This is a genomic window from Brucella intermedia LMG 3301, assembly GCF_000182645.1.
GTDB lineage: Bacteria > Pseudomonadota > Alphaproteobacteria > Rhizobiales > Rhizobiaceae > Brucella > Brucella intermedia.
Genome location: NZ_ACQA01000001.1, coordinates 1922819 through 1938696, shown reverse-complemented (window position 1 = coordinate 1938696; position 15878 = coordinate 1922819). Strand labels below are relative to the sequence as shown.

Sequence of the window (15878 nt, the reverse complement as noted above, 5' to 3'; positions counted from 1 at the left end):
GCTATTTCCCGAATCTCATAAGACCGGGGTGCCCGGTTGGAAAACAAAAAAGGCGGCTCGCACCCGCCTTTTTTGTTTAAGCTTTCGGTTGGGCTTCAGCCGTAGATCATCTTGTCCTGCAATGCCCGCAGTTCGGCGATCTTCGAGCCGGGCTTCGGGGCCGCATTGGCATAGGTGATGAGTTCGCCCTTGCGGATCGGCGCGAGGACCGTGCCGTTCTGCAGCAGGCCGCAGGGGATGGCTTTGGCCGCGCGGGCCTCCGGTGTCGTCATGATCCATGAGCGGTAGCAATATTGGCCGATGGCATCCAGATGATCGCCGGGCCGCAAGTCCTTCTTGGCGACGGCGCACACTTCTGCCACAGGCTTCGGCAGCGGCACCATGTCGGTCTTGCCGTGCAGCACGACCCGGGCAACCGTCAGCGGCACTTCCAGCGAGGTGAGGTGGAAAGGACGGTGGAAGGTGAAATAGGGGCCTTTGCCCATTTTCAGGTCTTCCAGACGCTCCACAAGGCGGGGATGTTCCATCTTCGCGATGACGAAGACGCCGGGCGACACGCCACGCCCGATGGAATAATCGACCACGCCGGTTTTGTTCAGGACGCCGCCGTCCTCCTTCGGGATCAGGGTGCGGTTCAACTCGTCGATTGCTGCCCTGGGGCCGTGCATGCCTGCAATATCCGGCACAAGGCCGGTGGCGTTGGCAATCGCCGCCATTTCGACCATCGTCTTGGAGCCATCGACAAATTCCACCAGCAGGCGGACATTCATGTTCCGGCGGTCGGCCTCCTCCTGATAGTCGTCGGGTATCGCATCGAAATTGAGCGGATTGTTCTTGCCCTTGCCAGCAGCCACGACCTTGTGGCCCATGGCGGAAACGAATTCGATCAGCTCCATGCAGGATGAAGGCTCGTCGCCTGCGCCCAGCGAATAGATCACGCCCTGCCTGTCGGCCTCGGCCTTGAGGTAAGGGCCGATGGTGACATCGGCTTCCACATTCATCATGACGAGGTGCTTGCCGTTGCGGATGGCCCTTGATGCCGGTCTCCGCACCCACTTCCGGAATGCCGGTCGCATCGATGATGACATCGAGCAGCGGGTTGGAAAGGATCAGGTCATTGTCGTCGGTGACGGCGATCTTGCCCGCTTCGATGGCGCGGGTCATTGCGGACTGGGTGGCGGTTTCCTGCGCGTTGTCCTCGTCGCCATAGGCGGTGCGGACAGCCTTGAAGGTGTTGGGCAGCCTGCGGGCGGAAAGCGCGCCGACCTCAATGCCCTGCATCCGCGCGACCTGGGTTACGATGTCGGTGCCCATTTCGCCAGCGCCGATAAGACCGATGCGGATCGGCTTGCCGGTTTCAGCCCGCGCTGCGAGATCGCGCGCCAGTCCAACCAGTGCCACATTTGTCGTCATGAAAATCTCCGCAAAATCTCGAAACCCAGCAAGCGAGGTAATTTTGTCACGCTTGTGTTGATATAGGTGCGTAATAGACGAACAGTCTCTATATCAACACTGACGGACGCGCACCTCCAAACTGCGCGACAAAATATGCATGTCACTGGAGCCAAAATGAGCAGCGTTTCCCCCTTCGATCTTGTGATCTTCGATTGCGACGGCGTGCTTGTCGACAGCGAGCCGCTTTCCTGCCTTGCATTCGAGCAGGTCTATGCCGATCACGGCATGAAGCTGCCGGAAGGGACGGTCGCGAAAGGCATCGGCATGAAGCAGGCCGATATCATGAAGATGATCGAGGATATGACCGGGCACCGCCTGCCGGAGGAGGCGACGAACCTGTTCTGGCCCGCGACGAAAATCCTGTTTGCGGAAAGCCTGCAGCCGACCGTGGGTATCGCCGACTTCCTGCGCGAACTGCCGCAGAAGCGCTGCGTGGCTTCGTCGTCGCAGCCGGAGCGCATTGCGTTCAGTCTGGAAAAGACCGGCATCAGCCAGTATTTCGGCGATGCGGTCTATTCGTCCAGCATGGTAAAGCGCGGCAAGCCGGCGCCGGACCTGTTCCTGTTTGCTGCGACCAGGATGGGCGTCGATCCGGCGCGTTGCGTCGTGATCGAGGATTCGCCTTTCGGCGTGGAAGGTGCCATTGCGGCAGGCATGACGGCATTCGGTTATACGGGCGGCGGGCACACCTATGAGGGCCATGCAGAAAAACTGGCGGGCAAGGGTGCGCATCAGGTTTTCTCGCATTGGGACGACATTGCCCGGGAAATTCTGGTTGCCGCCTAAGTGTCTGATCCAAAAGTAGCCATGCCGGACTGCAAATGGCAATTTCTGCGCTTCCGGGGCTCATGTACATTTAAGTACATTGCGCTCCGGTTCTCGAAATCACCATTTTCGCCATGGCCTGCCACTTTTTGATTCAGACACCAGGCTTTATTGGTTAAACACAAGGCAAATCACATCAGCAGGAATAGCCAGCGAATGAAAGACGCAATCACGCTCGACCAGTTGCGCGAGGCAATCGGCACGGAAATCGGATGTTCGGAGTGGCGCGAAGTCACGCAGGAAATGATCAACCAGTTCGCGGATGCGACCGATGATCACCAGTTCATCCATGTCGATCCGGAACGCGCCGCGAAGGAAACGCCTTTCGGCGGCACCATCGCGCATGGTTTCCTGACGCTGTCGCTGCTTTCGACGCTGGCCTATGAGGCGCTGCCGATGCTGGAAGGCGCAACGATGGGCATCAATTACGGCTTCGACAAGCTGCGCTTCCTGTCGCCGGTCAAGACGGGCTCCCGCGTGCGCGCCCGTTTCAAGCTGGCGGATGCGGATATTCGTCCGTCGGGCCGCGTGGTCAATCACTATGATGTGACGCTCGAAATCGAAAACTCGCTGAAGCCCGCGCTGACGGCAACCTGGCTGACGATTGCCGTCGTGGAGCCGCCCGAAGGCTGACAATCGGGGTTCAAGCCGCTTCGCGATACGAAACCGGAAGCCGTCCTTCTTCGTCGAGAGGGGCGGCTTTTCCCTTATGCCCGGTCATCAGGTCGCGGAAGAAGAACGGGCCGTGCAGGAACATGCCGAAATCGTAGAAATTCTTCTTCTCCGCACCGCGCATATAAAGAAGGTGCATCAGGAAGAAATTGCCCTTCGAGCGCTTGTAGCGGTTTTCGCTATGCACGTGCTTGAAGCGGATGCGGTTGATGAGCGGCGGATTGGCGGTCTTCAGCTTCAGGACCTTTGCCGGGTCCGAACCGTAGAAGTGGATGATGTCGGTCAGTACCTGGAATTCCGACCACAGGACGGGGCTTTCCTCGATCACCACGCGCACATCCTCGCGCAGGGATTTTGCCCTTGGGTGAAGCGCGATCATCATCAGGCACGAACCGATGGCCAGCATCGAAACCGGCTGTTTTTTCAGAAGGTCGGGGCGATCGCGCTGGAGATCGGCGAGCGCTTCCACCGCCGGAACCGTGCCAAGGCTATGCGCGACAATGACGACTTCATCGGCATTGCTGGCCTCGATCTTCCGTTTCAGGGCTTCGGCAAAAGCCTTGCGCCGCTGGTTGAGCTTCTCGTTGCGGCCATGGATACGATCATAGGCCGCGGACCAGTCGTCGAGCAGATAGGACATGAAAAACCGGTCGCCGGGCTTGCGTACCAGCAAGGTGGCGACGAGGACGGCCAGCGGTGTCGACCAGAAAAGATGCAGGGCCGAGAGACCCGCCGCCAGCGGTGCAAGGGCGATCAGCGCGGCGACGGCCAGAATCGCCAGCGACAGCAGGAACGGCCACAGGAAAAACAGGACGAAGCGCCAGCTTGTCGTCAGATAGCGCAACAGCGTTCCGGTGAAGAGGATGTTCAGGAAGGCGTGAAAACCGGTCAGCATGCGCTTCGGCGTCGAGCGCGCGGCGTAATCGTCGAAAATATCCGCGGTGCCGAACTGACAGAACTCGGTTTCCGTCTGCCAGCCATTACCCGTGGTTAGGGCGGTCGTCGTGCCGCAATCGTCAGGCTCGTCCACCATGGGCGGGAGCCTGGTCCTGGCGTTCCACAAGCGGTCGAAATCCTTCAATGCCTGCGCATGGCGCACGCGGACGGCCTTGGGATGCAGGCCTTCATAGCCTGTGAACTGGATAACGAGTCGCTTGCGGAGGGGCATAAGGAGAATCGGATGTAATAAGAGGAGGCATCATCGGTTTGCTGGCAAAGTGCTATGGGGTGCCATTAAGGCCGATTTATGCGAGAAACCCGTGCGGCTTAGCCTATTCGCACGGTCGCGGCCATAGTAAATCGTGCGCAAGCCGGTATTTCGCGCAAGCCGGTGGGCAAAGTTGCATCTTGATGTGGACAGGCGAGGCTCTTTCTGATAATAGCCACGACCAATTTGCAGCGTATCCGTTGCGAAGCTTGGGAGCCTTTGGGCGTTGATCGGCCGGTCAGACCGGCTGAAATCGTTAAAAGACCCCCTAACGGCCTCAGGCTTAACCGAAATTCTAACCGATACGGGAATACACGTGCAGGTACTCGTCCGCGATAATAATGTTGATCAGGCTCTCCGCGCTCTCAAGAAAAAGATGCAGCGCGAAGGTATCTTCCGCGAAATGAAGATGCGCGGCCACTATGAAAAGCCGTCCGAAAAGCGCGCCCGCGAAAAGGCAGAAGCCGTTCGTCGCGCACGCAAGCTGGCCCGCAAGCGCGCTCAGCGTGAAGGCCTCGTCGGCGGCCGCGCCGGCGCTCGCTGATCGACCTTGAAATCAGGCGCTGTTGAACAGCGCCTTTTCTGCTTTCCGGTGTCGGCTTTCGCCTGCGCCGGATTTTGCATGTTTTGACTTCAGTTTGCGTGTTCGTTTCCGATGTGAAACGAAGGGTCGACATGACCACGGCAGACATATTTCTTTATCCTGCTTCCATTTTTAATGCAGCGTTACGAAAAGTTTCTGGACTTATCGGGCGTCATTATGTGTAAAAACAAATAATTAGGATATCCGCCTGTGCGGCGCGCCATCCAGAGATAAAACAAGCGCAAGACAATGCCGCCTTTTTGCTGTTTTTATCTGCTGGTTGGGGCCAGTATAGTGCCGTAACAGGCAGAATAGTCCGGCAGGAGCAAGCCCTTGAGGGCGGGCTGGCCACGGGATGGAGAAGAAGCAATAGGGTCCTGGCACCCGATGCGAGCTGAAAGGAATGCAGTCGTTGCCCACGCGCTTGAAGATGATGCAATCGTCTGGAACGAAAGTTTCGGGAATTGAGGCATTGGGTGGAACAGGCCGGAACGGCCTTCTCATTGCCACCGCACTTCTGGCTTTAACCATTGCGGGCTGCCAAAGCTCCACGACCGCGCTCAGCACGGTGGACAAGGCGCAAGGGTCGAGCGAGAACATCAGTTCGCTGACGAGCGTGATCCAGAGCAATCCACGCGATCCGGAAGGCTATAATGTGCGCGGGTCCGCCTATGGCAAGTCCGGCCGCTACAAGGAAGCGCTGCGCGACTTCGACCAGGCAATTGCGCTCAATCCGAATTTCTATCAGGCCTATGCCAACCGCGCGCTGGTCTATCGCTATATGGGCGACAGCACCAGGGCCGCGCAGGATTACAGCAAGGCCATCCAGCTCAATCCGCAATATGACGCCGCCTATATCGGGCGCGGCAATGTCTATCGTCAGGCAGGCCGGCTCGATCAGGCGCTGAGCGACTTCAATCAGGCCATCGCCCTGCAGACGACCGACGGTCGAGCCTATCACAATCGCGGCCTGATTTATCAGGCGAAAGGGCAGCACAAGCAGGCCATCGAGGATTTCTCGAAGGCGGTCTCGCTGAATTCCACCGCGCCGGAGCCTTATAATGGCCGCGGCATTTCCTATGTGGCGCTCGGCGATTACGACAACGCCTTCGACGATTTCAACACCGCCATCACGCTCGACCAGAACGTGGCGGAAAGCTGGGCCAATCAGGCGCTTGTCTATGAGCATAACGGCGACAAGGCCAAGGCTGCCAATTCCTATTCACGCGCCGTGCAGCTGGACCCGAAATACCAGCCTGCAAAGGATGGTCTGGCCCGCACGCGCGGATAACCTTCCATATAGCGAAGTATTGAAGATTGATGGCGGCGCTTTTCAAATTGGGAAGCGCCGCTTTTCTTTATAATTGGCCGCGATATATTGCATCTCATGTCGCTCTTCGATCACATCGGTTTCAAAGCCCGCAACGTCAACCGCAGCCTTTCGTTTTACGAAAGCTGCATGCCCGAACTTGGCCTTGAGGTCATTGCCCGTTCCGGCAGCGGCTTCTTCGTCAGCGGGGGAGAGCGGGCGCCGGTTCCGTTTCTGTGGATCCACGGCAGTGCCGATGGGATAGCCGACGGCGAGGACAAGCCCGGCGACCGCCTGCACCTGATGTTTACCGCCGGAAGCCGCGAGGCCGTGGAGGCGTTTCATCAGGCAGCGCTCGAGGCAGGGGGCAGGGATAGCGGCCGCCCCGCCTATCAGGGGCCGGAAGAGATGGGCTATTATGCGGCGCTGGTCTTCGACCCCGACGGAAACACGCTCGAAGCGGGTTTCCGTGAGAGGAAGAGATAGGGCTCAGGCCCGCAGGTTGCGCTTGTCGAGACGGCTGACCAGCCGGTCGCCGATCCACTGGATGCCGCAAACCATGATGATGAGGATGATCACGACCGCGATCATGATCTGCGTCTCGAAGCGCTGATAGCCGTAGCGGATGGCAAGGTCGCCAAGCCCGCCCGCGCCGATGGCGCCCGCCATTGCCGATGCGCCGACGAGCGTGATGATCGTCACCGTGAAACCCGCGACGATGCCGGGCAGGGCTTCGGGCACCAGCACTTCGCGCACGATGGTCCAGCGGTTTGCGCCCATGGAGCGGGCGGCTTCGATGAGGCCATGATCGACTTCACGCAGCGACACTTCCGCAATGCGCGCATAATAGGGGATCGCGGCGATGGACAGCGGCACGATGGAGGCCCATGTGCCGATGGACGTGCCGACGATGAAGCGCGTGACGGGGATGAGCGCCACCAGCAGAATGATGAATGGAACCGAGCGGAAGCCGTTGATGATGGCGCCGAGGATCGTGTTTACCGTCAGGTTCTGGGCAAGGCCGCCACGCTCCGTCAGGATCATGATGAGCGCGAGCGGAAGGCCGACGACGAGCGAAATCAGGCTCGAAAAGCCGGTCATGATGATGGTCTCCCAGAAGGAGCGCCAGAGAAGATCAAGCATCGCCTGAGACATAGCCGAGTACCTCCGTGGCGTCTGCATGGGTGTCGAGATAGGTGATGGCGGCGTCAAGCTTCGCCTTTTCCTGTGCGGGCAAGCCGATGAAGAGCGTGCCGACCGGCTCGCCCTGGATCGTGTCCATGCCGCCATGGATCAGTTGCGGCGCTATCTGCGTAGCGGCTGCGATGTCATTGAAGAACGCGCCTTTTGCCGCCGCGCCTGATAGTCTGACTTTGAGCACGGCAAGATTGCCCGAATTTTGCAGCCGGTCGCGCCAGACGACAGGCAGTTCCGGTGTCAGCACCTGCAACATGCTCTGCGTCACAGGCGATTGCGGATTGGCGAAGACTTTCCAGACCGGGCCTTCCTCGGCGATCATGCCGTGGTCGAGCACGATCACGCGGTCGGCAATGCGGCGGATGACTTCCATCTCATGCGTGATGAGCAGGATGGTGAGTCCAAGCTTGGTGTTGATGTCTTTCAGCAGGGCCAGAATGGACTGTGTGGTTTCCGGGTCGAGCGCGGATGTCGCCTCGTCGGAAAGCAGCACGGCCGGTTCGGCGGCAAGCGCACGCGCGATGCCGACGCGCTGTTTCTGGCCGCCGGAAAGCTGGGCCGGATAATGCGTCGCCTTGTCGGAAAGGCCGACCAGTTCCAGAAGTTCGGCCACGCGCCGGGCGCGTTCGGCCTTCGGCTTGCCCGCGATCTTCAGCGGCAAGGCGATGTTTTCGGCAACCGTCTTGGCGGAAAGCAGATTGAAGTGCTGGAACACCATGCCGATGCGGCGGCGCACCGGGCGCAGCGCATCTTCGCCAAGGCCGGTGATTTCACGGCCTTCGATCAGGATCGAACCGGTATCCGGCTTTTCAAGGCCGTTGACGCAGCGGATCAGCGTGGACTTGCCCGCGCCGCTGCGGCCGATGATGCCGAGGATTTCGCCGCGTGAGACCGAAAGCGAAACGCCGTTGATGGCTGCCGTTTCGCCGAACATTCGGCGCACGTCTTTCATCTCGACGATGGGCGCTGATGCGGCGGGTGGCTTTTCAATGGTCACGGTCGTTTCTTCTATGTCTGGATAGGCCGCTGCGAACAGCGGCTGTTTTATTAAGGTTCAAGGAAGGATGATGCCTCGCTCAAGCCATCAGCTTTTGCTGTGGCGATGCTTTAGAGCATTTCCTGTTTTTCATGAATCATTGGAAATGCTCTATCTGTTTGTTTTATCGCATGTCTTTGACCCGAAACCGGTTCCCACTTTCGGGAGACATGCTATAGGGCAATTTTTGTCCGCGCGTCAATAAAAGCCGCGCCGGAAACGGTTCCGGCGCGGTCTTTCAAGCTTCAAAAGCGATTATTTCCAGGCCGGGATGCCGGTGCCCTTGTAGGCACGGTCGATTTCGGCCTTCACGGCGTCGTTCTGGAACGAAGCCACGAGGTTCTTCACCCATTCGGCGTTTTCATCTTCGGTGCGGACCGCGATGAAGTTGTTGTACGGGTTGTTTTCCTTCGATTCCCAGCCGATTGCCTCTTCCTTCTTGAGGCCGGCCTTTGCGGCCCAGTCGTTGTTCACGATGGCTGCATCGAGGTCATCGATGGAACGGCCGACGACACCGGCGTCGAGTTCCTTGATCTCAAGCTTCTTCGGGTTTTCGACGATATCGATCGGGGTTGCCAGAATGCCTGCATCCGGCTTCAGCTTGATGAGGCCCTTTTCTTCCAGCACGCGCAGCGCGCGGCCTTCGTTCGACGGATCGTTCGGCACGCCGACGACCGCGCCTTCCTTCAGTTCGTCAAGGCTCTTGTGCTTGCGGGAATAGATGCCGATCGGCCAGACGGCAGTATAGCCGGCAACGGAAATCTTGTAGCCGTGCTGCTTGATCTGCTCGTCCAGATAAGGCTTGTGCTGGAAGGCGTTGGCGTCGATTTCCTTGCGTTCCAGAGCTTCGTTCGGCTGGTTGTAGTCGTTGAAGGTCACGCGCTCGATGTTGAGGCCGTGCTTCTTGCCTTCTTCGGCGACGACTTTCCAGACGTCTTCGTCTTCACCGCCCATGATGCCGACCTTGATGGTCTTGTCTTCCGCGTGGCTCGGGGCCGACGCGAAGCCGACGGTCAGTGCGGCTGCGGTGAAGAGAAGGGCTTTCAGACCGGCGCGGCGGGTCAGGTTATAGCGGGAAAGGACTGACGACATTTTGTTTTCCTTGTTCAAAGACTTTGGAGAGCCGGTCCCGGAAAGCGATCTTTTGAGATGATCTTTCTCCCCCTGCCCACCTTGTTGCCGATAATTCCCTTTTGTCGGGCAATAAACAAGGAAAATTATTTCAGAATTTGCCGAGGCGATAATGCCGAAATTGCGTTCACGAGACGGTGAGCGGATTGCCATTTCCGCCCTTCCGGCTTGCTTATCGATTGTCAGCAATAATCATCTGCGCGGCCTTCTCGGCGATCATGAGAGTGGGCGAGTTGGTGTTGCCGGACGTGATGGTCGGCATGACCGAAGCGTCGGCAACGCGCAGGCCTGCAATGCCGTTGAAGCGCAGTCGCGGATCGACGATTGCTTCCGCGTCCTGCCCCATGCGGCAGGTGCCGACGGGGTGGAAGATCGTCGTGCCGATATCGCCCGCCGCCTTTTCCAGCTGTTCCTGCGTTTCGTAGGCTGGGCCGGGCTTGAATTCTTCGGGGTGGAATTTCTGCAAGGGCGGCTGCGCCACGATATGGCGGGTGAGGCGGATGGCGTCGGCGGCGACACGGCGGTCGCTCTCGGTGGCGAGATAATTCGGCCTGATCGCCGGTTGTGTCCGATGGTCTGGCGACTTTATGTGGATCGAGCCGCGGCTGTCGGGGCGCAGATTGCACACGCTTGCCGTAAAGGCGGGGAAGGGGTGCACGGCCTCGCCGAACTTTTCGAGGCTGAGCGGCTGCACGTGATATTGCAGATTGGCGGTCTCGTAGGACGGGTCGGAGCGGGTGAATACACCAAGCTGGCTTGGAGCCATCGACATGGGGCCGGAGCGGCGCAGGAAATATTCAAGCCCGATCATGGCCTTGCCAACCAGCTTGCTTGCCTTCTCGTTCAGCGTCGGAATGCCGGTGACCTTGTAGGCGCAGCGCAATTGCAGGTGATCCTGCAGGTTTTCGCCGAGCTGCCTGCGCTCCAGCTTGACCGGAATGCCTGCCTGCTGCAGCACATCACCGCGCCCGATGCCCGACAATTCAAGGATTTGCGGCGAGCCGACCGCACCGGCGGCGAGAATGACTTCGCGCCGTGCCTTCACTGTCCGGGTCGTGCCGTTCTGGTCGAAGGTGACGCCGGTGGCGCGCAAGTCCTCGATTTCGATGCGGCGGACATGCGCGCCGGTTTCAACGGTCAGGTTCTTGCGATCCAGCGCCGGGCGCAGAAAGGCCTTGGCGGTGTTCCAGCGGATGCCGCGCTTCTGGTTGACCTTGAAATAGGAGACGCCTTCATTGTCGCCGCGATTGAAATCGTCGGTGGCGGGGATGCCCGCAGAGACTGCCGCGTCGCGGAAGGCATCGAGGATATCCCAGTGCAGGCGGGCGCTCTCGACACGCCATTCGCCGCCCGCGCCATGCAGGTCGCTTGCACCGGCAAAATAATCTTCCGATTTCCTGAAGAGCGGCAGGACATCGTCCCAGCCCCAGCCGTCGCATCCGGCCTGACGCCAAAGGTCGTAATCGCGTGCCTGGCCGCGCATATAGATCATGCCGTTGATGGACGAGCAGCCGCCCAGCACCTTGCCGCGCGGATAGCCGAGCGAACGGCCGTTCAGCCCCGCTTCGGCTTCCGTGGTGAAGCACCAGTCAGTGCGCGGATTGCCGATGCAATAGAGATAGCCGACGGGGATGTGAATCCAGGCATAATTGTCCTTTCCGCCCGCCTCAAGCAGCAGCACGGAACGGTTCTGGTCTGCGGAAAGCCGGTTCGCGAGGGCGCAACCTGCCGTGCCCGCGCCAACCACGATGTAATCGTAGATGTCGGTCATGATCTCATATCCAGTAAAAGGTGGGAGCCGCCGGACGCGCGGGCGGCCCCGCAGTGTCGGTTATCCGAAAAGCCTCTTTCCCAGGCGCGATGCGTAGAACTCGCCTATGATTCCCTTACGGAAGAGGAGGACGCATGCCATGAAGATGACGCCGGTTACGATCGTGACGGGGAAGTCGGATGTTGCGAGATAGTTCTGGAGGGCGACGACGAAGGCGGCGCCGACGATGGGGCCGATGAGCGTGCCAATGCCGCCCAGAAGCGTCATCAGGATCACTTCGCCCGACATCTGCCAGCCGACATCGGTCAGCGTTGCAAACTGGAAGACGAGCGCCTTCAGGCCGCCGGCAAGGCCTGCAAGGGCTGCCGACATGACGAAGGCTGCAAGCTTGTAGCGGTTGACGGAATAGCCCAGCGAGATGGCGCGGTTTTCGTTTTCGCGCACCGATTTCAGGATCATGCCGAAGGGCGAGTTGATGATGCGCCAGATGACGAACACGCCCAGCACGAACACCGCCAGCACAAAATAATACATGGTCATCGGCTGGTTGAGGTCGATGATGCCGAAGAGATGGCCGCGCGGCACGCCCTGCAATCCGTCCTCGCCATGGGTGAAGGATGCTTGCAGGCAGAAGAAGAAGAACATCTGCGCCAGCGCCAGCGTGATCATCGTCGAATAGATGCCCTGACGGCGGATGGCGAGATAGCCGATGACGAGACCAAGCGCGGCGGCGGCAAGGACGCCGAGCACGAGGCCAAGCTCCGGCGTGACGCCCCAGACCTTGACCGTATGGGCGGTGATATAGGCCGCGCCGCCGAAGAAGGCGGCATGGCCGAAGGACAGGATGCCGGTGTAGCCGAGAAGAAGATTGAAGGCGGAGGCGAACAGCGCGAAGCACAGCATCTTCATCAGGAAGATCGGATACACCATGAAGGGTGCGGCCAGCAGCCCGACAAGGGCAATGCCGAGGATGACGGCCGAGAGGCTGTTGACGGCAGGCGCCTTGCTGTCGCGCGAGGCCGTATTTGCCTTGAGAGCGGTATCAGCCATGTCAGGCCTCCTTCCCGAACAGTCCGGCGGGGCGCACCAGAAGAACGATAGCCATGATGACGAAGATGACGATGCTGGAAGCTTCGGGATAGAAGACCTTGGTGAGACCTTCCGCCAGCCCCAGCACATAGCCGGTGATGATGGCGCCGAGGATCGATCCCATGCCGCCGACCACCACCACGGCAAAGACCACGATGATGATGTTGGAGCCCATCAGCGGGCTGACCTGATAGATCGGCGCGGCCATGATGCCCGCAAGTCCGGCAAGGGCGGCACCGAGCGCATAGGTGAAAGTCAGAAGCAGCGGAACATTGATGCCGAAGGCTTTCACCAGCGTCGGGTTTTCCGTCGCGGCGCGCAGATAGGCGCCCAGCTTGGTCTTTTCGATCAGGAGCCATGTGCCAAGGCAGACGATGAGCGAGGCGACGACCACCCAGGCGCGATAGTTCGGCAGGAACATGAAGCCCAGATTATGTCCGCCCGCAAGCGACGGCGGCACCGCATAGGGCTGGCCCGCCGCGCCATAATAATAGCGGAACGTGCCTTCGATCACGAGCGCCAGGCCGAAGGTGAAGAGCAGGCCATAGAGCGGGTCGAGATTATAGAGCCGCGACAGCGCCACGCGCTCCACGATCGCGCCGCCCAGCCCGACGATGAGCGGGGCGAGGATCAGCGCCGGCCAGTAGCCGATGCCGAGCCAGCTCAACAGCAGATAGCCGACAAAGGCCCCCAGCATATATTGCGCGCCATGGGCGAAGTTGATGATGCGCAGGAGGCCGAAGATGATGGCAAGGCCGAGGCTCAGCATCGCATAGAAGGAGCCGTTGATGAGGCCGACCAGCAACTGCCCGAGAAGTGCCTGCAAGGGTATTCCAAAAATCATTGTCATTCAGACCCCCAATGCATGCGTGAGTTCTGCCATGCGGGCGGGCAGTTCGGCGGTGGGGAAGTTGTCCGTCACCACGCCATGATCCATGAGGTAGAAGCGGTCGGCGACCTTGGCGGCAAAGCGGAAGTTCTGCTCGACCAGAAGCACGGTCATGCCGCGTTTCTTCAGTTCCACCAGCACATCGCCGATGCGCTGCACGATGACGGGGGCAAGCCCCTCGGTCGGCTCGTCGAGGAGCAGCACCTTGACGCCGGTGCGCAGGATGCGCGCAATCGCCAGCATCTGCTGCTCACCGCCCGACAGCTTGGTGCCGGGGCTGTTGCGGCGTTCATGCAGGTTGGGAAAGAGTTCGTAGATCTCATCGAGCGACATGGCGCTCTGGCCGTCCCTGGCGACGACCGGCGGCAGAAGCAGGTTTTCGTGCACGTTCAAGGTGGCGAAGATGCCGCGTTCTTCGGGAACAAAGCCCAGACCCGCATAGGCGATGCGGTGCAACGGCACGCGCATGATGTCCTTGCCGTCTAGCGTGATGGTGCCGGTGCGCTTGCGGATGATGCCCATGATGGCGCGCAGCGTCGTCGTCTTGCCGACGCCGTTGCGGCCCAGAAGCGTGATCGTCTCGCCGGGCCAGATATCGAGGTCGACGCCGTGCAGGGCATGGCTTTCGCCATACCAGGCATTGAGCCCGCGCACGGACAATAGCGGTTGGCCTCTATTCATGTTCGGTTCCCATATAGGCGGTGCGCACGCGCTCGTCCTTCGAGACGGCGGCGTAATTGCCGGAGGCAAGTATTTCGCCGCGCTGCAGCACCGTGACGTGGTGGGCAATGTCAGCCACCACCTTGAGATTGTGTTCGACCATCAGCACCGCGCGGTCCTTCGCCACATCGGCGATGAGGGCGGCGATGGTGTGGACGTCCTCATGGCCCATGCCGGCCATCGGCTCATCGAGCAGCAGCACCTTGGGATCGAGCGCCAGCGTGGTGGCGATCTCCAGCGCGCGCTTGCGGCCATAGGACAGGTCGGCGGCCAGCGCATGGCGGGCATCGGCAAGGCCGACGCGCTCCAGAAGCGAAATCGCCTGCGCGTCGAGCCGGTCGAGCGCCGACAGCGGACGCCAGAACTGCGTGGCAAGCCCGTTGGGGCGCTGCAGCGCGACCTTGACGTTTTCCAGCACCGTCAGATGCGGAAAGGTTGCCGAAATCTGGAACGAGCGCACCAGCCCCATGCGCGCCACCCGGGCCGGATCGGCTCTGGTGATGGTTTCGCCCAGAAGCGTGATCTCGCCGCTCGATGGCTGCAGGAATTTGGTCAGGAGGTTGAAAACGGTCGTCTTGCCCGCGCCATTCGGCCCGATCAGCGCGTGGACGCGGGCATGTTCCACATCAAGATCGACGTTCCTGACCGCGTGAAAGCCACCAAAGGACTTGCCCAGTCCGCGCGCCGACAGAACCGTCCGGCCGGATGCGCCGCCATCGTCCGGCCCTGCTTCATGCAGGGCCGTCATATTGCCAGTTGCTGCGTTCATTCAACCAGCCTCTTTTACTGCTTCACAAGCGGGCAGCCGCTTTCTTCCGGCTTCATGTAGGCCTGATCGCCGGGAATGGTGGCAAGGACCTTATAATAATCCCAAGGCGCCTTGCTTTCATCAGGCTTTTTCACTTCCATCAGATACATGTCGTAGATCATGCGTCCGTTGGGGCCGACCTTGCCGTGGCGGGCGAAGACGTCTTCGACCGGCATTTCATGCAGCTTCTTGGCTACGGCTTCGGTTTCGTCGGTGCCTGCTTCCTTGATCGCCTTCAGATATTGCGTGACGGCAGAATAGGTGCCTGCCTGAATCATGTTCGGCATGCGGCCCGTGCGCTCGAAGAAGCGCTTGCCGAATTCACGCGATTCATCGTCGCGGTCCCAATAGAAGCCTTCTGTCAGCGTCAGCCCCTGTGCGGCTTCGAGGCCGAGGCCATGCACTTCGGCAAGCGTGAAGAGCAGGGCTGCAAGGCGCTGTCCGCCAGCAACGATGCCGAATTCCGCCGCCTGCTTGATGGCGTTGGAGGTGTCGAGACCGGCATTGGCGAGACCGACCACTTTCGCGCCGGAGGCCTGTGCCTGCAGCAGGAAGGAGGAATAATCGGTGGTCGCCAGCGGGTGGCGCACCGAACCCAGCACCTTGCCGCCCTTGGATTCCACGAACTTGGTCGTCTGCTCTTCCAGCGAATAGCCGAAAGCATAGTCGGCGGTGAGGAAGTACCAGGTATCGCCGCCCTGCTGCACGAGCGAGCCGCCGGTGCCGACGGCGAGCGCATGGGTGTCATAGGCCCAGTGGAAGCCATAGGGCGTGCACTGCTTGCCGGTCAGTTCCGAGGTGGCTGCGCCGGTGTTGATCGTGATCTTTTTCTTGTCCTTCGACAGGGCCTGCACCGCGAGGCCGACCGACGAGGTCGTCAGTTCCATGATGGAATCGACCTGCTCGGTGTCGTACCACTGGCGCGCAATGTTCGAGGCCACGTCCGGCTTGTTCTGGTGGTCGGCCGTGATGATTTCAATCGGCGCATCGAGCACCTTGCCGCCGAAATCCTCGGCAGCCATCTTGGCAGCTTCGAACGACCATTTGCCGCCGAAATCGGCATAGACGCCGGACTGGTCGTTCAGAATACCGATCTTGACCTTGCCGTCGGAAATTTCCGCCGCCGACGAGATAGCCGTGGCGGCGAAAAGCGCCGCTGTTGCCAATGCGAGACATTTCATGAAGT

15 protein-coding genes and 1 pseudogene are annotated in these 15878 nt (G+C 60.1%); 5 read left to right on the top strand and 11 right to left on the bottom strand.

What is annotated here, in order from left to right; genetic code table 11:
• Positions 1-95: 95 nt before the first annotated feature.
• A pseudogene (locus tag OINT_RS09260) lies at positions 96-1413 on the bottom strand (1-deoxy-D-ribulose 5-phosphate reductoisomerase).
• Between the two features lie 156 nt (positions 1414-1569).
• On the opposite strand from OINT_RS09260, the gene OINT_RS09255 reads away from it, so the two are divergent.
• Together OINT_RS09255 and OINT_RS09250 are read left to right on the top strand one after the other, a co-directional pair.
• Positions 1570-2241: an HAD family hydrolase gene (locus OINT_RS09255; RefSeq protein WP_006471188.1), complete on the top strand. Its 672-nt coding sequence runs from the start codon at positions 1570-1572 to the stop codon at positions 2239-2241.
• A gap of 195 nt (positions 2242-2436) precedes the next feature.
• Positions 2437-2913, top strand: coding sequence for a MaoC family dehydratase (locus OINT_RS09250; protein WP_006471187.1), 477 nt, complete (start codon positions 2437-2439; stop codon positions 2911-2913).
• 10 nt (positions 2914-2923) lie between these two features.
• Here OINT_RS09250 and OINT_RS09245 read toward each other — a convergent pair whose 3' ends face one another.
• A complete protein-coding gene (locus tag OINT_RS09245; RefSeq protein ID WP_006467539.1) occupies positions 2924-4120 on the bottom strand; it encodes a hypothetical protein in 1197 nt (398 codons plus the stop codon).
• A 355-nt stretch (positions 4121-4475) separates the two neighbouring features.
• Here OINT_RS09245 and rpsU point away from each other — a divergent pair, with 355 nt between their 5' ends.
• From rpsU to OINT_RS09230, 3 genes are all read left to right on the top strand, one after another.
• The gene (gene rpsU / locus OINT_RS09240; protein ID WP_006471186.1) at positions 4476-4703 is read left to right on the top strand and encodes a 30S ribosomal protein S21; all 228 of its coding nucleotides are present in this window, start codon (positions 4476-4478) and stop codon (positions 4701-4703) included.
• A 442-nt stretch (positions 4704-5145) separates the two neighbouring features.
• The gene (locus tag OINT_RS09235; RefSeq protein ID WP_006467536.1) at positions 5146-6033 is read left to right on the top strand and encodes a tetratricopeptide repeat protein; all 888 of its coding nucleotides are present in this window, start codon (positions 5146-5148) and stop codon (positions 6031-6033) included.
• 96 nt (positions 6034-6129) lie between these two features.
• Positions 6130-6537 carry a VOC family protein gene (locus OINT_RS09230; RefSeq protein WP_006467535.1) on the top strand — a complete coding sequence of 136 codons (408 nt, stop codon included), beginning with the start codon at positions 6130-6132 and terminating at the stop codon, positions 6535-6537.
• Between the two features lie 3 nt (positions 6538-6540).
• Here OINT_RS09230 and OINT_RS09225 read toward each other — a convergent pair whose 3' ends face one another.
• The 9 genes from OINT_RS09225 to OINT_RS09185 all read right to left on the bottom strand — a co-directional run bounded on the left by OINT_RS09225 (position 6541) and on the right by OINT_RS09185 (position 15873).
• Positions 6541-7206, bottom strand: coding sequence for a methionine ABC transporter permease (locus OINT_RS09225; protein ID WP_006471185.1), 666 nt, complete (start codon positions 7204-7206; stop codon positions 6541-6543).
• The gene (locus tag OINT_RS09220; RefSeq protein WP_006467533.1) at positions 7187-8245 is read right to left on the bottom strand and encodes a methionine ABC transporter ATP-binding protein; all 1059 of its coding nucleotides are present in this window, start codon (positions 8243-8245) and stop codon (positions 7187-7189) included. Before OINT_RS09220 ends, OINT_RS09225 begins: the two co-directional genes overlap by 20 nt.
• Before the next feature lie 294 nt (positions 8246-8539).
• A complete protein-coding gene (locus OINT_RS09215) occupies positions 8540-9376 on the bottom strand; it encodes a MetQ/NlpA family ABC transporter substrate-binding protein (RefSeq protein WP_006471184.1) in 837 nt (278 codons plus the stop codon).
• 211 nt (positions 9377-9587) lie between these two features.
• Positions 9588-11186 carry a GMC family oxidoreductase gene (locus tag OINT_RS09210; RefSeq protein ID WP_006467531.1) on the bottom strand — a complete coding sequence of 533 codons (1599 nt, stop codon included), beginning with the start codon at positions 11184-11186 and terminating at the stop codon, positions 9588-9590.
• Between the two features lie 60 nt (positions 11187-11246).
• Entirely contained in the window at positions 11247-12236 is a 990-nt protein-coding gene (locus OINT_RS09205) for a branched-chain amino acid ABC transporter permease (RefSeq protein ID WP_006467530.1), read from the bottom strand.
• Between the two features lies 1 nt (position 12237).
• Complete coding sequence (locus OINT_RS09200) at positions 12238-13125, bottom strand: branched-chain amino acid ABC transporter permease (RefSeq protein ID WP_006467529.1); 888 nt, start codon at positions 13123-13125, stop codon at positions 12238-12240.
• Positions 13126-13845, bottom strand: coding sequence for an ABC transporter ATP-binding protein (locus OINT_RS09195; protein WP_006467528.1), 720 nt, complete (start codon positions 13843-13845; stop codon positions 13126-13128).
• A complete protein-coding gene (locus OINT_RS09190) occupies positions 13838-14653 on the bottom strand; it encodes an ABC transporter ATP-binding protein (RefSeq protein WP_006467527.1) in 816 nt (271 codons plus the stop codon). The genes OINT_RS09195 and OINT_RS09190 overlap by 8 nt, the downstream gene beginning before the upstream one ends.
• A 14-nt stretch (positions 14654-14667) precedes the next feature.
• A complete protein-coding gene (locus OINT_RS09185; RefSeq protein WP_006472976.1) occupies positions 14668-15873 on the bottom strand; it encodes an ABC transporter substrate-binding protein in 1206 nt (401 codons plus the stop codon).
• Positions 15874-15878 lie beyond the last annotated feature (5 nt).